General features: G+C 69.7%; 23 protein-coding genes. 21 read left to right on the plus strand and 2 right to left on the minus strand.

Going from position 1 to position 20,693, the window contains the following annotated elements; genetic code table 11:
* Positions 1-74: 74 nt before the first annotated feature.
* The 16 genes from ACZ63D_RS28130 to ACZ63D_RS28205 all read left to right on the plus strand — a co-directional run bounded on the left by ACZ63D_RS28130 (position 75) and on the right by ACZ63D_RS28205 (position 12,612).
* On the plus strand, positions 75-866 hold the full coding sequence (locus ACZ63D_RS28130; RefSeq protein WP_465357354.1) for a lysostaphin resistance A-like protein: 792 nt from the start codon (positions 75-77) through the stop codon (positions 864-866).
* Between the two features lie 190 nt (positions 867-1,056).
* Positions 1,057-1,500, plus strand: coding sequence for a 30S ribosomal protein S16 (gene rpsP, locus ACZ63D_RS28135; RefSeq protein WP_009074451.1), 444 nt, complete (start codon positions 1,057-1,059; stop codon positions 1,498-1,500).
* A complete protein-coding gene (locus ACZ63D_RS28140) occupies positions 1,497-1,736 on the plus strand; it encodes an RNA-binding protein (protein WP_003103110.1) in 240 nt (79 codons plus the stop codon). Before rpsP ends, ACZ63D_RS28140 begins: the two co-directional genes overlap by 4 nt.
* 26 nt (positions 1,737-1,762) lie before the next feature.
* Positions 1,763-2,278: a ribosome maturation factor RimM gene (rimM, locus tag ACZ63D_RS28145; protein WP_465357355.1), complete on the plus strand. Its 516-nt coding sequence runs from the start codon at positions 1,763-1,765 to the stop codon at positions 2,276-2,278.
* A gap of 10 nt (positions 2,279-2,288) precedes the next feature.
* Complete coding sequence (locus tag ACZ63D_RS28150; RefSeq protein ID WP_465357356.1) at positions 2,289-2,996, plus strand: hypothetical protein; 708 nt, start codon at positions 2,289-2,291, stop codon at positions 2,994-2,996.
* Positions 2,997-3,000: 4 nt separating this feature from the next.
* Positions 3,001-3,756 (plus strand): tRNA (guanosine(37)-N1)-methyltransferase TrmD, encoded by a 756-nt coding sequence (trmD, locus tag ACZ63D_RS28155; protein ID WP_465357357.1) that lies wholly within the window; start codon positions 3,001-3,003, stop codon positions 3,754-3,756.
* Positions 3,757-3,950: 194 nt separating this feature from the next.
* Positions 3,951-4,319, plus strand: a complete 369-nt coding sequence (gene rplS / locus ACZ63D_RS28160; protein WP_009074470.1) for a 50S ribosomal protein L19 — start codon at positions 3,951-3,953, stop codon at positions 4,317-4,319.
* Positions 4,320-4,350: 31 nt separating this feature from the next.
* Positions 4,351-5,277, plus strand: coding sequence for a signal peptidase I (lepB, locus tag ACZ63D_RS28165; protein ID WP_465357358.1), 927 nt, complete (start codon positions 4,351-4,353; stop codon positions 5,275-5,277).
* Positions 5,278-5,372: 95 nt separating this feature from the next.
* Entirely contained in the window at positions 5,373-6,161 is a 789-nt protein-coding gene (locus ACZ63D_RS28170; RefSeq protein ID WP_465357456.1) for a ribonuclease HII, read from the plus strand.
* The gene (locus ACZ63D_RS28175) at positions 6,158-6,481 is read left to right on the plus strand and encodes a DUF2469 domain-containing protein (protein WP_003096226.1); all 324 of its coding nucleotides are present in this window, start codon (positions 6,158-6,160) and stop codon (positions 6,479-6,481) included. Before ACZ63D_RS28170 ends, ACZ63D_RS28175 begins: the two co-directional genes overlap by 4 nt.
* Positions 6,482-6,722: 241 nt before the next feature.
* Positions 6,723-7,103: a YraN family protein gene (locus ACZ63D_RS28180; protein WP_116205670.1), complete on the plus strand. Its 381-nt coding sequence runs from the start codon at positions 6,723-6,725 to the stop codon at positions 7,101-7,103.
* A complete protein-coding gene (locus tag ACZ63D_RS28185) occupies positions 7,103-8,614 on the plus strand; it encodes a YifB family Mg chelatase-like AAA ATPase (protein ID WP_465357359.1) in 1,512 nt (503 codons plus the stop codon). Before ACZ63D_RS28180 ends, ACZ63D_RS28185 begins: the two co-directional genes overlap by 1 nt.
* A gap of 584 nt (positions 8,615-9,198) precedes the next feature.
* Positions 9,199-9,414 carry a hypothetical protein gene (locus ACZ63D_RS28190; RefSeq protein ID WP_465357360.1) on the plus strand — a complete coding sequence of 72 codons (216 nt, stop codon included), beginning with the start codon at positions 9,199-9,201 and terminating at the stop codon, positions 9,412-9,414.
* Positions 9,411-10,583 (plus strand): DNA-processing protein DprA, encoded by a 1,173-nt coding sequence (gene dprA / locus ACZ63D_RS28195; protein ID WP_465357361.1) that lies wholly within the window; start codon positions 9,411-9,413, stop codon positions 10,581-10,583. The genes ACZ63D_RS28190 and dprA overlap by 4 nt, the downstream gene beginning before the upstream one ends.
* A gap of 51 nt (positions 10,584-10,634) precedes the next feature.
* Positions 10,635-11,654 carry a tyrosine recombinase XerC gene (locus tag ACZ63D_RS28200; protein WP_465357362.1) on the plus strand — a complete coding sequence of 340 codons (1,020 nt, stop codon included), beginning with the start codon at positions 10,635-10,637 and terminating at the stop codon, positions 11,652-11,654.
* Positions 11,655-11,763: 109 nt separating this feature from the next.
* A complete protein-coding gene (locus ACZ63D_RS28205) occupies positions 11,764-12,612 on the plus strand; it encodes a FliA/WhiG family RNA polymerase sigma factor (RefSeq protein ID WP_465357457.1) in 849 nt (282 codons plus the stop codon).
* Positions 12,613-13,239: 627 nt separating this feature from the next.
* Here the strand turns inward: ACZ63D_RS28205 and ACZ63D_RS28210 are convergent.
* Entirely contained in the window at positions 13,240-14,919 is a 1,680-nt protein-coding gene (locus tag ACZ63D_RS28210) for a murein hydrolase activator EnvC family protein (protein WP_465357363.1), read from the minus strand.
* A gap of 406 nt (positions 14,920-15,325) precedes the next feature.
* Here ACZ63D_RS28210 and rpsB point away from each other — a divergent pair, with 406 nt between their 5' ends.
* The 5 genes from rpsB (at position 15,326) to ACZ63D_RS28235 (ending at position 19,799) form a co-directional block, all read left to right on the plus strand.
* Positions 15,326-16,204, plus strand: coding sequence for a 30S ribosomal protein S2 (gene rpsB / locus ACZ63D_RS28215; RefSeq protein WP_465357364.1), 879 nt, complete (start codon positions 15,326-15,328; stop codon positions 16,202-16,204).
* 82 nt (positions 16,205-16,286) lie between these two features.
* Positions 16,287-17,102 carry a translation elongation factor Ts gene (gene tsf / locus ACZ63D_RS28220; RefSeq protein ID WP_465357365.1) on the plus strand — a complete coding sequence of 272 codons (816 nt, stop codon included), beginning with the start codon at positions 16,287-16,289 and terminating at the stop codon, positions 17,100-17,102.
* A gap of 96 nt (positions 17,103-17,198) precedes the next feature.
* A complete protein-coding gene (gene pyrH, locus ACZ63D_RS28225) occupies positions 17,199-17,945 on the plus strand; it encodes a UMP kinase (RefSeq protein WP_101435129.1) in 747 nt (248 codons plus the stop codon).
* Positions 17,946-17,994: 49 nt separating this feature from the next.
* Positions 17,995-18,552 carry a ribosome recycling factor gene (gene frr, locus ACZ63D_RS28230; RefSeq protein ID WP_037810317.1) on the plus strand — a complete coding sequence of 186 codons (558 nt, stop codon included), beginning with the start codon at positions 17,995-17,997 and terminating at the stop codon, positions 18,550-18,552.
* A 233-nt stretch (positions 18,553-18,785) separates the two neighbouring features.
* On the plus strand, positions 18,786-19,799 hold the full coding sequence (locus ACZ63D_RS28235) for a phosphatidate cytidylyltransferase (protein WP_465357458.1): 1,014 nt from the start codon (positions 18,786-18,788) through the stop codon (positions 19,797-19,799).
* Between the two features lie 5 nt (positions 19,800-19,804).
* On the opposite strand, the gene ACZ63D_RS28240 is transcribed toward ACZ63D_RS28235, so the two are convergent.
* Positions 19,805-20,647: a VOC family protein gene (locus ACZ63D_RS28240; protein WP_465357366.1), complete on the minus strand. Its 843-nt coding sequence runs from the start codon at positions 20,645-20,647 to the stop codon at positions 19,805-19,807.
* Positions 20,648-20,693: the final 46 nt, after the last annotated feature.

The raw sequence follows: 20,693 nt of genomic DNA on the forward strand, positions 1-20,693 counted from the left end.
CGGCCGAGTACTGTGCGAAACCATTCCGGCCGCTAGGCTCGACCGGTGAGCAGAGCGAGCACGGGGAGGCGGGCGTGACCACATCACAGCCCCGTGAACCCTTCTCCCGTGCGCTCTCCCCGGAGGACTTGGTGGCCGAATCGACCGCTTTTCCGGCGCATCGCTGGGGATTCGGGGCGTTCCTGCTGGTCGAGGCCGTGCTGCTGGCGTCGGCCGCGTTCATCGGCGCGCTGTCCGGGCCGAGTGTCGCGGGAAGGCCGCTGCCGATCAGCACCGTGCTGCTCGGCACGATGCTGCCCACCATGATCGCCGCCGGCGTCGCGGTGCTGGTCACCGTCGTGCGCGGCAACGGGCCCAAGCTCGACCTGCGGCTCGAATGGCGCTGGCCGGACGTCTGGACCGGGCTCAAATTCGGCCTGCTCGGCCTCGTGCTCACCTCGCTGAGCGCCTACGTGTGGACCCAGCTGGTCGGCACGGCGGACGCGACGTCGGCGATCAGCGCGCTGGTCGACGACCGCAAGATGTCCGTGCCCGCCGCCGCGGTGATGTTCGGCTACCTGTGGCTGCTCGGGCCGATCTGCGAGGAGATCATCTACCGCGGCCTGCTGTGGGGCGCGGTCGAACGGCTGCAGTGGCGCAGCGAGCGCTGGGGGAGGGTCGCCGCGTTCCTGCTGTCCACCGCGGTCTTCGCGGCCAGCCACCTGGAACCGCTGCGCACCACGCTGCTGCTGGTGATCTCCATCCCGATCGGCCTGGCCCGGCTGTCCACCGGACGGCTGGCCGGCAGCATCGTCGCGCACGCGGTCAACAACTTCCTTCCCGCCGTCGCGATCTTGCTCGGCGCGCTCGGCCTCGCGTCGTTCTGACGCTGGTCACGCACGCCTAACCGGGGCCTTGTGCAGGCTCGGCGACGGGCATCTGGCAGAATGTTTGCTTGCCCGCTTCCGCCGGACCCTCTCGCCGTGTGGAAGCTCCTGACCTCCGGGCGCCGCAAGCCTGTCCCCACGGGTTCGGCGCGCGCCCCGCACCACACAGCACTGAGGAGTACCCACACCCGTGGCCGTCAAGATCAAGCTGCAGCGCCTCGGCAAGATCCGTGCGCCGTACTACCGCATCATCATCGCCGACGCGCGGACCCGCCGGGACGGCAAGGCCATCGAGACGATCGGCAAGTACCACCCGAAGGAAGAGCCGAGCTTCATCGAGGTCGACACCGAGCGGGCGCAGTACTGGCTGGGCGTCGGCGCGCAGCCGACCGAGCCGGTCCAGCGCATCCTCGAGATCACCGGCGACTGGCAGAAGTTCAAGGGCCTGCCGGGAGCCGAGGGCACCCTGAAGGTGGCCGAGCCGAAGCCGTCCAAGCAGGACCTGTTCAACGCGGCGCTGGCCGCGGCCGGCGAGGAGCCCTCCACCGAGGCCGTCACGCCGAAGAAGAAGTCGGCCCCGAAGAAGGCCGAAGCCGAGAAGGCCGAAGCCGCTGAGGGCGAGAAGTCCGAGTGAGCTTCCTCGCCGACTCCCTCGAGCACCTGGTGCGCGGGATCGTCGACAACCCGGACGAGGTCCGGGTCGAGCTGCTGACCACGCGTCGTGGCCGCACGCTCGAGGTGCACGTCCACCCCGACGATCTCGGCAAGGTGATCGGCCGGGGCGGGCGCACCGCGACCGCTCTGCGCACCGTGATGGGCGGCATCGGCGGCCGCGGCGTCCGCGTGGACGTCGTCGACACCGATCGCTGACCCGAGATTCTCGGAAACGGTCAGGTATGGACGTCGTAGTCGGCCGTATCGCGAAGGCGCACGGCATCCGCGGCGAGCTCGCGGTCGACGTGCGCACGGATTCGCCGCAGGAGCGGTTCGCGATCGGTGCGGTCGTCACGACGAAGCTGCGCGACGGCAGCACGAGAGAACTCACCATCGCAGCCGCCCGCGAACACAGCGGGCGGCTGCTGGTGCGTTTCGAGGAAGTGCTCACGCGCGACGTCGCGGAAACCCTGCGCGGTGCCCTCCTTCTGGCGGACACCGACGCGCTCCCGCCCACCGGCGACCCGGACGAGTTCTACGACCACGAGCTGGCCGGCCTGCGCGCCGAACTGGCCGACGGAACGCTCGTCGGCAAGGTCGTCGAGGTGGTCCATTCGCCGGCCGGGGAGTTGCTCGAACTCGATCACGACGGGCGTTCGGTGTTGGTACCTTTCGTCCGCGCCATCGTCCCGGTGGTGGACGTCGCGGGGGGCCGGGTCGTGCTCGATCCGCCCGAAGGCCTCCTCGACGCTGACTGAGGGGGAGTTCGTGAAGTTCTGGATCAAGGCCGCCTTCGCGGCCGTTCTGGCCACCGCTTTCGCCGCGCCGCCCGCGCAGGCCGCTTCGCCGGTGTACGGCGACTTTTCGCTGATGTTCCAGCGCAGCGCGGGCCAGTACGCCCCGCCGGGGGAGAAGGCGTTCCAGTGGGCCTGGTCGCCGCAGTCGGCCACCGAATCGCAGATCACCTGGGGCGACCCGGTCACGTGGCCGCCAGCGACCGCCGAACACTTCGTCCGCTCGGGCGACTGGGTGCTGATCGACGGCTGGGACGGCAACGGCACCTACTACTCGGAGCGGGTCACCGAAGAGTCCGTGTGCACCGGCTCCACCTGCACGCCGATCCCGTCCGACGGCGGCCGTCAGCACTACGTGCGCTGGACCGTGCCGTCCACCGGCTACCGGCTCGTCGCGCGCGGCACGATCACCGAGCAGAGCTCCGGCAAGGTCGTCCACTTCGAACACCTGCAGACCTGGGGCGCGCCCGCTCCGTGCTCAAGCGCCCGCTTCGGAGCGCGAACCTGCGTCACGCAGACCGAGACGTGGTCGGACGACAACGGGCTGCCCGCAGGGTCGCCGATCCGCAAGACCCTGCACCGCAGCATCAAGATCGCGAAGGGACTCGGCATGGCCTTCGCGATCGACCAGGACTTCCCGAGCCCTTGGCACGCCGAGGCCACCGAGTACTGGAACTGGTAACCGCTTGCGCATCGACGTCGTCACCATTTTCCCCGAGTACCTCGACCCGCTGCGCGCCGCGCTGCTGGGCAGGGCGATCGACCGCGGCCTGATCGAGGTCGGCGTGCACGACCTGCGCGACTGGACCCACGACGTGCACCGTGCGGTCGACGACGCGCCGTACGGCGGCGGTCCCGGCATGGTCATGAAGCCGCAGATCTGGGGCCCGGCGCTGGACGATGTCTGCGGCGAGGGGACCCGGCTCGTGGTCCCGACTCCCGCGGGCAAACCGTTCACCCAGGAGCTGGCGCACGCCTATGCCGAGGAAAAGCACCTGGTGTTCGCCTGCGGCCGCTACGAGGGCATCGACCAGCGGGTCGTCGACGACGCGGCCCGCCGGATGCCGGTCGACGAGGTCTCGATCGGCGACTACGTGCTGGTCGGCGGCGAGGCCGCGGTGCTGGTGATCGTCGAGGCGGTGGTCCGGCTGCTGCCGGGCGTGCTCGGCAACGCGCGGTCGGCGGCGGAGGACTCGTTCTCCGACGGCCTGCTCGAAGGCCCCAGCTACACCCGCCCGGAGGTGTGGCGCGACCTGGCGGTCCCGGACGTGCTGCGCTCGGGCAACCACGCGCTCATCGACCGCTGGCGGCGCGACCAGGCGCTCCGGCGCACCGCCCGGCGGCGGCCGGACCTGCTGGCCCAGCTGCCCGAGGGGAGCCTGGACAAGCGGGACCGCGAGGTGCTCGAAGGGCTTGAGGGGCTGGACGACCAGCCCGGATAGGCCCCGTGCGAGGTCTCCAGGGGCCTCTGCCATAATGGATTAGTTGCGTGACGCGCGAGTTTGAATTTTGGCCACTGGCCGGAGTAAAAGACCGCGGAGCCAACCGTGAATGCCATCAGCCCCGGGCAAGTCGCAGTGATCCGCTGCGCGCTCAAGCTGTACGTAAGCCACACGAATACGAGGACGGACCACCGATGAACACCCTGGACGCGCTGGACGCGCAGTCACTGCGTTCCGACATCCCGGACTTCCGCCCCGGCGACACGCTCAAGGTGCACGTCCGCGTCATCGAGGGCAACCGCGAGCGCAACCAGGTCTTCCAGGGCGTCGTGATCCGCCGTCAGGGCGGCGGCATCCGGGAGACCTTCACCGTGCGCAAGGTTTCGTTCGGCGTGGGCGTCGAGCGCACCTTCCCGGTGCACTCGCCGAACCTGGCCGAGGTCGAGGTCTTCAAGCGCGGCGACGTCCGCCGGGCGAAGCTGTACTACCTGCGCGAGCTGCGCGGCAAGAAGGCCAAGATCAAGGAGCGTCGCGAGAACCGCGAGACCACCTCCGCCTCCTGAGTGACGAGCCGGTTACCGGTAGCCTGGCGACGTGGTCGAACCTGTGTCGCGGAACGCCGATGAGGACGGCCCCGAACGCCCGGAGGAGGACCAGGAACGGTCCGGCGGGCGTCGGGGATCGCACCGGCGGGGCAAGTCCTCGAAAAAGCGGTCGTTCTGGAAGGAACTGCCGATCCTGATCGTGATCGCGCTCGTGCTCACGATCGTGATCCAGGCGTTCCTCGCCAAGGTCTACATGATCCCCTCGGGATCCATGGAGTCCACGCTGCACGGCTGCCCGGGCTGCACCGGCGACCGGATCCTGGTCGACCGCGTCACCTACGACTTCACCGACCCCTCCCCGGGGGACGTGATCGTGTTCAAGGGCCCGCCCGCGTGGACCGAGAACGAGATCGCGCCGCAGGAGTCGAGCAACTTCGTGGTGCGCGCGCTGCGCGGTCTCGGCTCGCTGGTCGGCTTCGCGCCGCCGGACGAGCGGGACTTCGTCAAGCGCGTCATCGCGACCGGCGGCCAGACCGTCCAGTGCTGCGACGACCGCAACCGGGTGATAGTCGACGGCAAGGCCCTCGACGAGCCCTACATCCACTGGGAAGACAAGAACCATCCCGTGCAGGAGTCGTTCGCCCCGGTGAAGGTCCCGCAGGGCGCGCTCTGGGTGATGGGCGACAACCGCAACAACTCCGCCGACTCGCGCTATCAGGGCGGCGGCGGGCCCAATGGCGCTGTTCCGGTCGATGACGTCATCGGCAAGGCCCGTGTCATCGTGCTGCCGCCGAGCCGCTGGGGCGGGATCACGGACCACAATCCGCAGCAGAACGCCCAGCCGGTCGCGCTCGGCGCGCCCGCGTGGCAGCAAGGGCTGCCGCTCGGCATCGGCTTCGCGACCGCGGCTCCGACGCTCTTCGTCGGACGCCGGTTGAAGGCAGGCCTCCGCAAGGCGGCCGGCCGGAGACGGTAAGCGGTGCCCTCCGTCGTCCGCGACCTCCGGGTGGTGCTTCGGTGACTCTCCCTCCTCCCCGCACTCCGGCAGAACCGCTGCGACCGCCGCGTGCGGTGGTGCGCGGCGAGCTGTTCTGGGGTTTGCAAGGCGCTCTCGAACGACGCGGCCTCGGCCCGGTCGCCGGCGTGGACGAGGCCGGCGCCGGAGCCTGCGCCGGTCCGCTCGTGGTGGCCTCGTGCGTGCTCCGTCCCGGCGACGGCGCGCGACTGCCCGAGCTGACCGATTCGAAAATGCTCACCGCGAAGGCCCGGGACCGGGTGTACGACCGGGTCCTGCAACGCGCCCTCGACTATTCGGTGATCGTCATTCCCTCCGAACAGGTGGATCTGCTCGGCATCCGGGTGATGAACCTGGAGGGCATGCGCCGCGCCGTCGCCGGACTGCGCACCCATCCCGGGTACGTCCTCACCGACGGTTTCCCGGTTCCCGGCATTCCCGCGCCGAATGTCGCGGTGATCAAGGGGGACCGCAGCGTCGCGAGCATCGCCGCGGCCTCGGTGCTGGCGAAGGTGACGAGGGATCGGATCATGGCCGGCCTGCACGAAGAGTTGCCGGCGTACGGCTTCGACGTGCACAAGGGCTACAGCACCTCGGACCATCTGGCTGCGCTGAGTGAGCACGGCCCGAGCCCGGCGCACCGCTGGTCCTACACGAATGTCGCCACCGTGGCCCTCGCTCACGGACTCACCGCCCCGCATCCGGTCGTGCTCACCTACGCTGCACTGGAGAATGCCCTGGAAAAAACGGGCGGGCCGGTCCGTGCCCCGGGCCGCTCGGTGGGTAAGAATGAACGCTCCGCCGCCGGAGCAGGACGAATGCGAGGAGGGGCGCGGATTTCATGAGCGCAGAGGATCTCGAGAAGTACGAGACCGAGATGGAGCTCTCGCTGTACCGCGAGTACCGCGACATAGTGGGCCAGTTCTCGTACGTGGTGGAGACCGAGCGGCGGTTCTATCTGGCCAACGCGGTGGACGTCCAGGTCCGCGACGGCGGGGGCGAGGTGTACTTCGAGGTGCGCATGTCGGACGCCTGGGTCTGGGACATGTACCGCCCCGCGCGGTTCGTGAAGCACGTCCGGGTCATCACCTTCAAGGACGTCAACGTCGAGGAACTGGACAAACCCGACCTGCGGCTCCCCGAGGACGGCCCGTTCTCAGGCTGATTTCGCTTTCTCGCCACGAAGGCCACCCGGCACCGCCAGGGTGGCCTTCGTCGTTCTCCGGCCCCCGCACAGTGCACCGACAATTCCGGTGCTCGTCTCGCCTTCCGGCCAGTCTTCATCCACAACCCCCGGGTTATCCACAGCTGCGCTGAATCCCCCTGGCGCACGGCCTGATCACGTTGCGATCTTGGAAGCACACGCACCGTGATCGACGGTGCTCACGCTGTCCGAGGGGGACACCATGAACGACGGCCCGCACCCCGGCGCGCACTGGCGCCGGACGTTCGGCCGCTGGGGCGAGGACCTCGCCGCCCGGCATCTGCAGGCCGCCGGCATGGTCCTGCTCAGCCGGAACTGGCACTGCCGGGAAGGCGAACTGGACCTGGTGCTGTCCGAAGGCGACCGGGTGATCTTCTGCGAGGTCAAAACTCGCTCCAGCACCGAGTACGGCACCCCGGCCGAATCCGTGACACCGGAAAAGATCGACCGCGTCCACCGGGCCGCCATGCGCTGGCTCAAGGAACATCGGGTCGGCTGGTGCCGGATCCGCTACGACGTCGTGACCGTCTACGCACCCGACGGCGAAGAGCCGGTCGTGCGGCACCTGGTGGGAGCTTTCTGATGCCGCACGCCAAAACCTGGTCTGTCGCGTTGCTCGGCATCGAAGGCCGAGTAGTGGAAATCGAAGCCGACCTGGGCGGCGGCCTGAGCCGGGTCACCCTGGTCGGCCTGCCCGACGCCGGTCTCCGGGAGGCGAAAGACCGAGTCCGCTCCGCGGTCCGCAACTCCGGCCAGTCCTGGCCCGACGGCAAAATCACGCTGGCGCTGTCGCCCGCCAACCTGCCCAAAATGGGTTCGGGCTACGACCTGGGCATCGCCGCCGCGGTCCTGGCCGCCATCGGCGCCGTCCCCGCCCGGAAACTCCTGCACACCATCCTCTTGGGCGAACTGGCCCTGGACGGCCGGATCCGCCCCGTACGCGGCGTCCTCCCCGGCCTGCTGGCCGCCAAAGCCGCTGGCCACGAACGCGCCGTCGTGCCGACTGAATCCCTGGTGGAAGCCGCCCTGGTAGACGGCCTGGAAGTCTCCGGCGTAACCCGCCTAGCCGAACTCATCGCCTGGCTGAAAGACGAAGGCGACCTGGAACCTCCTGCTGCCCCCGCCGCCTCGGCCCCCGCGGCAGTCCCCGACCTGGCCGACGTAGTAGGCCAACCAGAAGCCCGCTGGGCCTTGGAAGTCGCCGCGGCAGGCGGCCACCACCTCCTGCTCACCGGTCCGCCCGGCGTCGGCAAAAGCATGCTCGCCAGACGCCTTCCCGGCTTGCTGCCCGATCTCTCCCCAGACGAGTCCCTGGAAGTAACCGCCATCCACTCGGTAGACGGCTCGCTGTCGAAATCTTCGCCCTTGGTCACCGTCCCGCCTTTCGTCGCTCCGCACCACTCGATCAGCCCCCCAGCCCTGATCGGCGGCGGCACCGGTCTGGCAGCTCCCGGAGCGATCAGCCGAGCCCACCGAGGCGTCCTGTTTCTCGACGAAGCCTGTGAATTCGGAAGCCAACGCCTCGATTCGCTTCGCACAGTCCTGGAGGAAGGCGAAGTCCGCATCGCCCGCGCCAAAGGCGTCGTCCGCTATCCCGCCCAGTTCCAGCTAGTACTGGCCACCAACCCCTGCCCCTGCGCACCGCCCCGCGAAACCGACTGCACCTGCTCGACCACCACCCGCCGCCGCTACCTCTCCAGACTCTCCGGCCCCCTCCTGGACCGAGTAGATCTCCGCGTCCGCCTGCGCCCCCTCACCGCGATCTCCGCCCACCAATCCACCACCCCCGAACCGACGTCGACCGTCCGAGCCCGAGTCCTGGCCGCCCGCGACCGCGCCAAACACCGCTGGCACGAACACGGCTGGCACTCCAACACCGAAGTCCCAGGCCCCGTCCTGCGCCGAGATTTCGCACTGCCCCCTCCCGCCACCGCGGTCCTGGACCGAGCCCTCGACCGAGGCCTGCTGACCGCCCGAGGCGCCGACCGCTGCCTCCGCATCGCCTGGACCTTGGCCGACCTGGCCGCCCTGCCCCGCCCCGACCCCGACCACGTCACCGCCGCACTGGACTTCCGGGAACGCAAAACCGGCTGACCCACCCGCGAAGCCCGCTGATCCGCCCGAACTCGACCGGTGCCTCTCGTCAGCCCCTCTGCCCAGTGGCTCTGTTCCGGCTGCCCGCCAGCCGCGAGGGGCGGCCGTCGGCACCGGCCACCGCGAAACCGCCCCGACCCCAGCCCGCCAACTCCGACGAGATGTCCAATCCCGGACGGGCAAACCGGCCCGTCCGGAACTGCGACGAGATGTTCCACCCCGGGCGGCCCCGCCTGTCCGGGACTCCGGTGGGATGTCCAATCCCGGCCCGTCCGGGACTGCGACGGGATGTTCAACCCCGGCCCGGTGACCCGGCCCGTCCGGGACTCCGGCGAGTTGTTTCACCCCGGGCGGGCGGTCCTGCCCGTCCGGAACTGCGGCGAGATGTTTCACCCCGGGCGGGTGGTCCGGCCGGTCCGGGACTTCGGCGGGATGTCCAGTCCCGGGCGGGTGGTCCGGCCGGTCCGGAACTGCGACGAGATGTTCCACCCCGGGTGGCCCCGCCCGTCCGGGACTCCGGCGAGATGTTCAACCCCGGACAGGTGAACCGGCCCGTCCAGAACTCCGACGAAAGGAAAACAAGCATGTCCAACCGAGCCGTCCCCTCTTCCACCCCGCGCACCCGGCACCGCAGGCCGAAGACGCCGCAGCACAAGATCGTCCGGCATCTGCACCCCGTCCGGTGCCGGGAGGTCCGCCCCGAACACGACCCCGTCCGGGTCCGAGAACGGCTGGCGCTGCACCGCCACCTCGCCGTCGTCCGCTCCGAAAACCCCGGGATCCGAAGAGGTGCGGCATGAGCGTCGCTGTCGAGGACCAGACCGCGGCGACCGAATCCGAACGGCTCGCCCGCGCCTATCTGCTCGGCGTCGCGGAACCACCGGCACCTCATTTGCTGGAGTTCGTCGGCGCACGCGGCCCGGTCGAGGCTGCCGAGCGGGTCCGCGAAGGGGACTGCCCCGAGCCGGTTCTCCGCGAAACAGCCGCGCGGCGAGAGTCCACGAGCGCGGAACAGGATCTCGAGGAGGCAGCCAAAGCCGGTGCCCGATTGGTCGTTCCGGAAGACCACGAATGGCCAGCGTGGCCGTTGTTGTCGCTGGCCGTGGCAACCGGACACGGTGTGAAGAACGTAGCCGCGCCACTTGGACTTTGGGTGCGCGGCGACGCGAGCTTGGCCGAAGTCGCCGATCGCGCGGTGGCTGTCGTCGGTGCTCGGTTGGCCACGGACTACGGCGTGCACAACGCCCTCGAGATCGGCCATGCGTTAGCAACTCGACAAATACCGGTCTTCTCCGGTGCCGCGCTGGGCATCGACGCTGCCGCCCACCGCGGTGCGCTCAGCGGCGGCGGGATCACGGTCGCTCTGCTCGGGTGCGGGGTCGACTATTCCTATCCTGTCGGAAACACCGAGCTGTTGAACCGCATCGTCGCCGAGGGCGGAGCGCTGGTCAGCGAGTACGCGCCGAAGACTCCGCCCGCGCGGCACCGGTTTCTGGTGCGCAACCGCCTCATCGCAGGTCTCACCGACGGAACAGTCGTTGTGGAGGCTGGGATCCGCAGCGGCGCGCGCAACACCGCGACTATCGCGGGTGCGCTCGGCAAGGTCGTGATGGCGTTGCCGGGATCTGTGCATTCGGGCAGTTCAGCCGGTTGTCACGCGCTGATCCGGGACTGCAAGGCCACTTTGGTCACCTCAGTCGACGAGGTGCTCGAAACCGTGGGCCGATTCGGCACCGCGGCTCCCGCGGCCGAGGCGAGCCGACGTCCCACGGACAGTCTCGGACCGGAGGCGTCCCGGGTTTACGACGCGCTGCTTCCGCGAGCCGGGCGGGCTCCGGAGGAGGTCGCGGAAAGCGCTGGCGTGCCGGTTTCCCGAGTTCGCGCCTTGTTGCCCGCACTGGAAATCGACGGCTTCGCGGTGCGCGGCGACACCGGCTGGCGGCAGATCGTCCGAACGGCCAACCGATGATGGGCGTGGCGATGCTTGACCAATGGCGATGGTTCGCGCAGCGTAATCGCCATGCCGTCAGCGAGTGCACGCAAGGACGCGGTTCCGCGTCCCGGTGGACACCGGAAACGCCCGCCACGACCCGATCTTCGTGCACTTCGCGCCGGATTGCCAGAATCCGCCGAGTCGGTGGTGGCCGGTTACGAACGGCATCTGTCTCTGGAACGTGGGCTGTCGCCGCACACCGTGCGCGCGTACGTCGGCGACGTCGTTTCGCTGTTGGCGTTCGTGACCGTGGGGGAGGACGACCGTCCCGCGCGGCGTTTTGAGGACTTGGACGTCACGCAGCTGCGCGCGTGGCTCGCGGGGCAGCGCTCGGACGGCGCCGGGCGCACCACCCTCGCGCGTCGCGCCGCGGCCGCGCGCACTTTCACGGCTTGGGCGCACCGCACCGGTTTGCTCAAGTCGGACCCGGGCGGCCGCCTCGCCGCACCGCGCACGCACCGGAGCTTGCCTGGTGTGCTCCGCGCCGAGCAGGCGGACGCGCTCATGGACGCCTCCGCGAAAGGGGCAGCCGAACGGGATCCGGTTGCGCTGCGTGACCGTGCGTTGGTCGAATTGCTGTACGCGACCGGCATTCGGGTGTCGGAATTGTGCGGACTGGACATCGGGAGCGTGGACTTTTCCCGCCGCGTGGTTTCGGTGGTGGGCAAGGGAGACAAAGAGCGGACGGTCCCGTTCGGCGTCCCGGCGGCAGAGGCGCTGACCGCGTGGCTGGAGGACGGACGGCCCGCACTGGCTGGGGAAACGCCGCTGACGGCGCTTTTCCTGGGCGTTCGCGGCAAGCGCCTCGACCCGCGAGCCGCGCGCCGCGTCGTGCACGAGGCGGTGGCCGCGGTGCCGGGCGCAACGGACATGGGGCCGCATGGGCTAAGGCATTCCGCCGCGACGCATCTGCTCGAAGGAGGTGCCGATCTCAGGAGCGTTCAGGAACTGCTTGGTCACGCTACGCTGGCCACGACCCAGCTCTACACTCATGTGACCGTCGATCGGCTGAAGGCGATCCATGACCGAGCACACCCGCGGGCTTGAAGAGGCCGGCGGCGGCTCGGCCGGGGACGGCAGGGCCGAACCGCCGGCGCACGCGCATCCGCACGAGCACGGAGACAACACTGAGCAGCACGCCGAGAACGACCGTGCAATGACTTCCACGTCGCAGGTCACCGAAGCCGGGGAGGAACGCCCCGGTGTGCAGGACGCCGTCAACGGGGACGGTCGTCCTGGTCAGGATGTCGACGCGGGGATTCAGGCGCTGTGGCAGCAGTTCGCCGACAAACCGGACCAGACCTCGCGCGACCGGCTGGTGCTGCACTACGCACCGCTGGTCAAGTACGTCGCGGGCCGCGTCGGCACTGGTCTGCCGACGCACGTAGACGTCGGCGACCTCGTGCAATCGGGCATTTTCGGGCTGGTCGACGCGATCGAGAAGTTCGACCCGGACCGCGGTTTGCGCTTCGAGACGTATGCCATGCAACGCATCCGGGGCGCCATCCTGGACGACCTGCGCTCCCAGGACTGGGTCCCGCGCGCGGTGCGCAGCAAGGCGAAGGAAACCGCCCGAGCCCTGGAACGCCTCGGCGCCCGCCTGCACCGAACCCCGACCGACGCCGAACTCGCCGGCGAGATGGGCATCAGCCTCGACGACCTGCGCGACTTCTACGGCCAGCTCCGCCTCACCAGCGTCGTGGCGCTGGAAGACCTTGTCGCCGCGGGCAAAGACGCGGGCTCGCTGGTCGACACCCTCCCCGACGACGGCGCGGTGGACCCGGTGGCCGTCCTCGTGGACCAGGACAACCGCCGCCAGCTCGCCGAAGCCATCGCGCAGCTCACCGACCGCGACAAGATCGTCGTCAGCCTCTACTACTTCGAAAGCCTGACGCTGGCCGAAATCGGCAAGGTCCTCGGCGTCACGGAATCGCGAGTAAGCCAACTGCACACCCGCGCGGTGATGCGGTTGCGCGCCAAGCTGATGGAACAACCCAGCGGCTGACCCCGGCGGGAGATTGGCCGCGCGGCGATGGGCTGGTGAGCGGTGTGCCGCTTGGGCTTGCTGCCGTCCACGGAAGGCCAAGGTGCCGGGTACCTCAGGGGCTGGCCTCCGGCTGGAGATTGACGGTGGTGCCGGATTGGCTGGTGGTGTGCCGCTTGGCGTGCCGCGGTCCAAGGCGAGCCAAGCTGGCAGAGCAACCCGACGGCTTGCCCTGGCTGGAGATTGGCTGGGCGGCGACCGGCTGGCTGTTCGGGCACCGCTTGGCACGGCCAGGGCGGGCCTAGCTGAGCGGGCGAGGGCGGTTTGGCTATTGACCTCCTATGGGGTTGTTGCTCGCGGATGGTTCGGCGAGAGAGTGGCTCCGCGAGCGAATGATTCGGCGAGCGGGTGGCTCGACAAGCGGGTGGCTTGGTCGCCGAGTTTGTTCGTGCTGGCTTGGATCGGCGAGAAGTTGGGCGTGTCCGGTCGCTTGCTGCGGTCGGGATGTGCGAGGCCGGAAGTGACCTGTCCGGGTTTCGACCTCCTTCGCGTTGCCTACGCATTCGGTTGCCTGAGCTTGTCTTTTCCTGTGATCACCTCATTTCTCAGACTGAATTTTTGTGAAAACCCGCCTGGGACGGCGTGGCGTTACGGCCCTTCGGCCCACGGCTTGAGGCGTACTCGGCCTGGGGCGCCGACCAAGGCGAGGGGATCGATGTACTCCGTGCCGCGGCGGGCTGCCCAGTGCAGGCAAGTGGCGGTCGGGCAGCCGGGGTGGCCTGGGGTCGCGGTTCCCAAGGGCTGGCCGCGGTAGATCTGGTCGCCAGGGGCGACTGTCGGGGTGATGGGGAGGTAGGTCGTGTGGAGGCCGCCGTCGTGGTCTAGCGCGACTACTCCTTGGCCTGCTACCTGACCGGCGAACACCACGACGCCCTTGTCCGCGGCCAGTACTTGCTGTCCGGTGGCGGCTTCCAAGTCGACGCCTCGGTGGCCTGGACCGAAGGGGTTCGCGGGTGGCTCGAAGTTGCGGGTGACGTGAGGGCGGGGCGTCAGGGGCCAGGCCAGGCGGCCGGGTTCTTCCGGGGAGGGCTGGAGAGGGGTGGCGTCGGCTCGGGAGTTGAACAGGGCTGCTGAGCCTGCGGACAGGGTCAAGACGGTCGCCAGGATCAGCCACGTTCGGGTGGTGTTTCTCTGGCTGCGCGGGCTGAAAAGAGGGAGTTCGCCACTCGATCCGGCTAGGCGCAGCGGTGGATGGCCCCAGCTGAAATCGCAGGGGAGGGAGATTCGGATCCTCGGCAGGAGGGTCGCCGCGGTTTGGGGATGGTGGCGGAGGAAACGGTGGGCGACGAAGAGGGCGTGGCGGGTGATGGTGTTCGCGGCGGAAGTCGCGCGGGTCCAGGTGCGGCGGAGTGCCGTACGGATTCTGGGTGTTCTGGAGGGTGTCCTTCGGTGACGGCCGCTCCGTGGGCGCGGGTGCGGTGAGGCGGAAGGCGGCGCGTCGTCCGGGCTCAGGAGGGCGGTGGCCGCGAGTGGATGCTGGGCGAGCAGGGCGGTGGTCGCCAGAACCACCGGGTGACGCGGGTCGGACGGCGATTCGGCTCGGCTGCTGGCCTCCCTGTCCGGGCGGGGAACCGGTGAGGGCGCTGGGCGGGAAGGGCTCCGAAGCGTGGAAGCAGCGGCGACGGAGGACGGACCGGCGGGGCGGGCAACGGCGGCGGGCGAGTCGGCGGGGCGGGCGGCAGCAGAGGTGGCGGACGAGTCGGCGGGTCGGGCGGCGGCGGGCGAGTCGGCGGGGCGGACGGCAGCGGCAACGGCCGGAGTCTCGGCGGGGCGGGTGCCGGCGGCGACCGCGAGAGGACCGACAGGGCGGGCGGCGACCGCGGGAGAACTGGCGGGTCGGGCGGCAGCAGCGGCGATGGCAGCGGCGCGAAGACCGACGTGATGGGCGCGAGCAGCGGCGCGTGGATCGGCGGGATGGGCGGTAGCGGCAACGTCGGGAGGACCGGTGGGGCGGGCAACTTCGGCACCGGCGGGAGGCTCTGCGGAGCGGGTGCCAGCGGCGGCGGGCGAGTCGGCAGGGCGAGCGGCAGCAGCACTAGCAGGTGGACTGGCGGGTCGAGAGGCGGCGACGGCGGTGGGACCGGCGGGGCGGGTGCCAGCGGCGGCGCGAGGATTGGCGGGATGGGCGGAAGCGGCGTCGTCAGGAGGGCTGGCGAGGCGGTCGGCAGCGGCAACAGCGGCAGAACCGGCGGGGCGGGCAGCGGCGGCGGGAGAGTCGGCGGGGCGGGCAGCAGTGGCAACAGCGGGAAAAGATCGTGTCGTGGTCATGCCTCCATCCTCGGCCACCGCCCGACCGGAACCCGCAGTTCAGAGCGGGTTGTCCACAGGTGAGCAGAGTTGTGGACAACCCCCGGCGAGGTGAAGGCTGCCCGCAGGGGCGGGCCTGGTGGCAGGGGGTAGAATCAATCCCGCAGTCCAGCTCGCTGGGCTGACTTCGCGTGCACGTGCGCGCGTCCCCGGACGGGCCGCTTCTGGCGGGAACCCGGACGGAGGGGCGCACGGTGTCCGGCGGTCCCTGGGGTTTCGCACTATTCGCCCTCGGGTCCGGGCATCGGCTACGGCACCAGGGCTCACGACCTCCCGGTCGCGGGCGATCAACCGGAACAGCGCCTCCGCGGGCGGATCGAAGCCACCAGCGGGAGCGCGCGACTACAGAGAAGGTGTGATTCCGGCAATGGCCGTCGTCACCATGAAGCAGCTGCTCGACAGCGGCGTGCACTTCGGGCACCAGACCCGTCGGTGGAACCCGAAGATGAAGCGCTACATCTTCACCGAGCGCAACGGCATCTACATCATCGACCTGCAGCAGACGCTGACCTACATCGACCGTGCGTACGAGTTCATCAAGGAAACCGTCGCGCACGGCGGCACGATCATGTTCGTCGGCACGAAGAAGCAGGCTCAGGAAGCCATCGCCAACGAGGCCGCGCGCGTGGGCATGCCCTACGTGAACCAGCGCTGGCTCGGCGGCATGCTGACCAACTTCCAGACCGTCCACAAGCGCCTTCTCCGCCTGAAGGAGCTCGAGGCCCAGGAGCAGACCGGCGGCTTCGCCGGGCTGACCAAGCGCGAGATCCTCACGCTGACCCGCGAGAAGGACAAGCTCGAGAAGACCCTGGGCGGCATCCGGGACATGGCCAAGGTGCCGTCCGCGGTGTGGATCGTCGACACCAAGAAGGAGCACATCGCCGTCGGCGAGGCTCGCAAGCTCAACATCCCGGTCGTCGCGATCCTCGACACCAACTGCGACCCGGACGAGGTCGACTACCCGATCCCGGGCAACGACGACGCGATCCGTTCCGCCGCGCTGCTGACGAAGGTCGTCGCCGAGGCCGCCGCGGCCGGGCTCATGGCCCGTTCCGGCCGCAACGGGGCTTCGGCCGACGCGAAGCCGGAGACCGGTGCTTCGGACGAACCGCTGGCCGAGTGGGAGAAGGAGCTCCTCGCGGGCTCGGAGACCGCCGCCGCCGACGCCACCGAGGCGGCCGCCGCGACCGAGACCGCCGCCGAGACCGCGGAAGCGACCGGCGAGCAGGCTCCGGCCAACTCCTGATCCACCCCGTCCGGGCGGTCCGCGCAGGGCCGCCCGGACGGCGCTCACCGCACACGTACCTGAAACGGACGGATTCAACACGATGGCGAACTACACCGCCGCTGACGTGAAGCGCCTGCGCGAGATGACCGGCGCGGGCATGATGGACTGCAAGAAGGCCCTCGAGGAGAACGACGGCGACTTCGAGAAGGCCGTCGAGTTCCTGCGCATCAAGGGCGCCAAGGACGTCGGCAAGCGCGCCGAGCGCGCCACCGCCGAGGGCCTCGTCGCCGGCGAGGGCGGCGTCATGATCGAGCTCGACTCGGAGACCGACTTCGTCGCCAAGAATGACGAGTTCCAGCAGCTCGCGGCGAAGATCGTCGAGACCGCGAAGACGCTCAAGTCCAGCGACGTCGAGGCGTTGAAGGCCGCTGACCTGGACGGCAAGCCGGTCAACGAGGTCGTGCAGGAGCTGTCGGCCCGCATCGGCGAGAAGCTCGAGCTGCGCCGCGTGGTGTCGTTCGACGGCCAGACCGCGATCTACCTGCACCGCCGCGGCTCCGACCTTCCGCCGGCCGTCGGCGTGCTGGTCGAGTTCACCGGTGACGACGCCGAGGCCGCCCGCGGTGCCGCGATGCAGGTCGCCGCGCTGCGCGCGAAGTACCTGACCCGCGAGGAGGTGCCGGCCGAGATCATCGAGAACGAGCGCCGCATCGCCGAGCAGACCGCCCGCGAGGAAGGCAAGCCCGAGCAGGCGCTGCCGAAGATCATCGAGGGCAAGGTCAACGCGTACTACAAGGACAACGTGCTGCTCGAGCAGCCGTCGGTCAAGGACAACAAGAAGACCGTCAAGGCCCTGCTCGACGAGGCCGGCGTGACCCTGACCCGGTTCGCCCGGTTCGAGGTCGGCCAGGCCTGAGCGAGGCACTGGGACTAGGTTCTGGCACTGTGCCCCGTCTCCGCGCATCGGGGACGGGGCACAGTCGGGTCTACCGAGGGGCAGGAGGCGACAGACATGGGTGAGGACCGGGTCGAGGGCGGATACCGCCGGGTGCTGCTGAAACTGGGCGGCGAGATGTTCGGCGGCGGCGCGGTGGGCGTCGACCCCGACGTCGTGCACTCCGTGGCCCAGCAGATCGCCGACGTCGCGCGCACCGGAGTGCAGATCGCGGTGGTGATCGGCGGCGGCAACTATTTCCGCGGCGCGGAGCTGTCCCAGCGCGGCATGGACCGCGACCGCGCCGACTACATGGCGATGCTCGGCACCGTGATGAACTGCCTCGCGCTGCAGGACTTCCTCGAAAAGGAAGGCCTCCCGACCCGCGTGCAGACCGCGATCACGATGGGCCAGGTCGCCGAGCCCTACATCCCGCGCCGCGCGGAACGGCACCTGGAGAAGGGCCGCGTCGTGATCTTCGGCGCCGGCGTCGGCATGCCGTACTTCTCCACCGACACCGCCGCCGCGCAGCGCGCGCTCGAACTCGGCTGCGAGGCCGTGCTGATGGCGAAGGCCGTGGACGGCGTCTACACCGCGGACCCGAAGACCGATCCGGACGCGAAGATGTTCCACGAGATCAGCCACCGCGAGGTGCTCGAGCGCGGCCTCAAGGTCGCCGACGCCACCGCGTTCAGCCTCTGCATGGACAACAAGATGCCGATCATCGTGTTCAACCTGCTCACCGAGGGCAACATCGCCCGCGCGGTCGGCGGTGAGAGGATCGGCACGCTGGTCTCCACCCCCGCCGACGAGGCGTCCGCCTAGACCTGCTGGGATCAAGCTCAGGTCCGACAACACAACACCGGGAGTAGCCGTGATCGACGAGACCCTCCTCGACGCCGAGGAGAAGATGGAAAAAGCGGTGTCCGTCGCGAAGGAAGACCTCACGTCGGTGCGCACCGGGCGGGCCCACCCGTCGATGTTCTCCCGCATCGTCGTCGAGTACTACGGTGCGCCGACCCCGCTGAACCAGCTGGCCAGCGTCAACGTGCCGGAGGCCCGGATGGCGTTGATCAAGCCTTACGACCAGACGCAGCTGAACGCCATCGAGAAGGCGATCCGCGAGTCCGACCTCGGCGTCAACCCGAGCAACGACGGCAACGTCATCCGCATCGTCATCCCGCAGCTCACCGAGGAGCGGCGCAAGGAGATGGTGAAGGTCGCCAAGGGCAAGGGCGAGGACGCCCGCGTCTCGATCCGCAGCGTCCGCCGCAAGGCCAAGGAAGAACTCGACCGCATCGCCAAGGACGGCGAAGCGGGCGAGGACGAGGTCGCGCGCGCCGAGAAGGAGCTGCAGAACCTCACAGACACCTACGTGCACCAGGTCGACGAGCTGGTGAAACACAAGGAAGCCGAGCTGCTCGAGGTCTGATGAGCCAGGTGAGCGAGGAACGCGACGAGCGGGTGAGCGACATCCCGCCACCGGACCCGGCCGCCGAGCCGGACCCGGTGTCGCGGCTGGAACCGGCTCCGGAAAACCCTGCTGGGCAGCGGAAAACGGACTCCGCGGCGGCTGCGCGCGCGGAATCCGGTGCGGTGTTCGGAAAACAGGCGGAAGCCGGAGACGAGTCGGCGAAGGGCGCGAAAGGCGTTCCCGCGGGCGGACTGGCCAAGGGCGCGAAAGCCGAGCACGGATCGGCGAAGGGCGCGAAAGCCGCGTCCGAGGACGGATCGGCGAAGAGCGGAAAAGCTGTCCCTCAGGGCGGATCGGCGCCGGGCGTTCCGGCGGCCGAGCGGGCCAAGGGCGGGAACGGCGGTTCCGCGAGCGGATCGGCGGACGACGCGAAAGCCGCTCCGGAGAAGAAGGCGTCCCGGGCCGGGCGCAACCTTCCCGCGGCGATCGGCGTCGGGCTGCTGCTCGGGGCCGCGATCATCGTCTCCCTGCTGACCGTCCGGTTCCTCTTCATCGGGGTCATCGCCGCCGCGATCGCGGTCGGCACGTTCGAGTTCTCCGGCGTGCTGCGCCGGGTCGCGGACACCAAGATCGCGCTGATCCCGGTGCTCGTCGGCGGGCAGGCGATGATCTGGCTGGCCTGGCCGTTCGGCCGGGAAGGCGCGCTCACCGCGTTCGTGCTCACCGTGCTGGCCAGCCTGCTGTGGCGATTGCCCGGCGGAGCCAAGGGTTATGTGCGCGACGTCAGCGCTTCCGTTTTCGCCGCCGCGTACCTGCCGTTGTTCGGCGCGTTCGCGGCCATGCTCGTGCCGCCGCACGACGGCGTCGGGCGCGTGCTCACGTTCCTGATCGCCGTGGTCGCTTCCGACACCGGCGGCTACATCGCCGGCGTGCTCGGCGGCAAACACCCGATGGCTCCCACGATCAGCCCGAAGAAGTCCTGGGAGGGCTTCGCCGGTTCGATGATCGCGGGCATCGCCGCGGGCGTGCTCACGATCAGCCTCATGCTGGACGGCCACGCCTGGCAGGGCGTCATCTTCGGCGCCGCGATCGTGCTCACCGCGACGCTCGGCGACCTCGTCGAATCGCTCATCAAACGCGACCTCGGCATCAAGGACATGGGCACGCTGCTGCCCGGCCACGGCGGCATCATGGACCGCCTCGACTCGCTGCTGCCCTCGGCTGTCGTGTCGTGGCTGTTGCTGTCGGCCTTCGTGCCCGCCTGAGTCCCTCAGTCGTCGTAGGGGTCGTCGACCTCGGCGCGGCCCACGTCTTCCAGCACCACCGAGTGGTCGATCACCGCGAACACCGCGCCGTCCGGATCGGCGAGGAGCGCGGTGCGGCCGAACGGGGTGTCGTACGGCTCGATCACCACCGTTCCGCCGAGCATCAGCGCCTCGCCCGCCGCCGCGTCCGTGCCGCGCGCGGGATCGACCTCGAAGTACACGAGCCAGTGCGGGGGCGTGTCCCGGCGGTATTCGGGACCCATCACGTAGCGGTACAGCACCGCCGTGTGCTCAATGGAATATTCGGCGTAGTCGACGCTTTCGCCGTCGCCGACCTGACGGCTCGAGTAGTTGAACAGCTTGGTGTAGAAGTGGTCCGCGGCCACGCCGTCGTGGGTGTTGAGGTCCGCGCCGCTGAACGTGTTGGGCACGCCGCTCGCGAACTGCCAGTCCGGCGGGGCCTCCCAGAACACCACCGGCGAACCGCACGCGTCGATCGCGTGCAGGATGCTGCCGCGGTCGGGAATCGCGATCGGCCCAAGCGTCACCTGGCCGCCGAGGTGCTCCACCCATTCGGCCGCGCTCGCCGTGTGCGGCACCGAGAGCTGCAGCGTCCAGCCGGGCGCGCTGCGAGGCCCGGCTTGGTATAGACCACCGGCGGGAACCCCGGCGCACGACGCGATGGAGTACCGGCCGTTCGGCGCCGCGGGATCGCGCCGGGTTTCGTACTCCCAGCCGAAAAGGCGGGAGTAGAACTCCTGAGTCCGAGCTTCGTCGTGGCACGCCACCTCGACCCAGCAGGGCAACCCCGCCGGGATCGCGCGGGCGCCTGGCCAGCCGATCGACATCGCGTTCTCCTCCCCGGATGAGGGAGAAGTGTATTCGGACGAGCGG

Source organism: Amycolatopsis sp. NPDC104775 (genome assembly GCF_055583325.1).

Excerpts from the sequence above, each read along its gene's own strand:
- ACZ63D_RS28240 (WP_465357366.1), bottom strand. The coding sequence starts at position 20,647 with ATGTCGATCGGCTGGCCAGGCGCCCGCGCGATCCCGGCGGGGTTGCCC.
- ACZ63D_RS28200 (WP_465357362.1), top strand. The coding sequence starts at position 10,635 with ATGCCGTCAGCGAGTGCACGCAAGGACGCGGTTCCGCGTCCCGGTGGA.
- ACZ63D_RS28205 (WP_465357457.1), top strand. The coding sequence starts at position 11,764 with ATGACTTCCACGTCGCAGGTCACCGAAGCCGGGGAGGAACGCCCCGGT.
- pyrH (WP_101435129.1), top strand. The coding sequence starts at position 17,199 with ATGGGTGAGGACCGGGTCGAGGGCGGATACCGCCGGGTGCTGCTGAAA.
- dprA (WP_465357361.1), top strand. The coding sequence starts at position 9,411 with ATGAGCGTCGCTGTCGAGGACCAGACCGCGGCGACCGAATCCGAACGG.
- rimM (WP_465357355.1), top strand. The coding sequence starts at position 1,763 with ATGGACGTCGTAGTCGGCCGTATCGCGAAGGCGCACGGCATCCGCGGC.
- rpsB (WP_465357364.1), top strand. The coding sequence starts at position 15,326 with ATGGCCGTCGTCACCATGAAGCAGCTGCTCGACAGCGGCGTGCACTTC.
- ACZ63D_RS28210 (WP_465357363.1), bottom strand. The coding sequence starts at position 14,919 with ATGACCACGACACGATCTTTTCCCGCTGTTGCCACTGCTGCCCGCCCC.
- ACZ63D_RS28180 (WP_116205670.1), top strand. The coding sequence starts at position 6,723 with ATGAACGACGGCCCGCACCCCGGCGCGCACTGGCGCCGGACGTTCGGC.
- ACZ63D_RS28175 (WP_003096226.1), top strand. The coding sequence starts at position 6,158 with ATGAGCGCAGAGGATCTCGAGAAGTACGAGACCGAGATGGAGCTCTCG.
- ACZ63D_RS28185 (WP_465357359.1), top strand. The coding sequence starts at position 7,103 with ATGCCGCACGCCAAAACCTGGTCTGTCGCGTTGCTCGGCATCGAAGGC.
- ACZ63D_RS28190 (WP_465357360.1), top strand. The coding sequence starts at position 9,199 with ATGTCCAACCGAGCCGTCCCCTCTTCCACCCCGCGCACCCGGCACCGC.
- tsf (WP_465357365.1), top strand. The coding sequence starts at position 16,287 with ATGGCGAACTACACCGCCGCTGACGTGAAGCGCCTGCGCGAGATGACC.
- rplS (WP_009074470.1), top strand. The coding sequence starts at position 3,951 with ATGAACACCCTGGACGCGCTGGACGCGCAGTCACTGCGTTCCGACATC.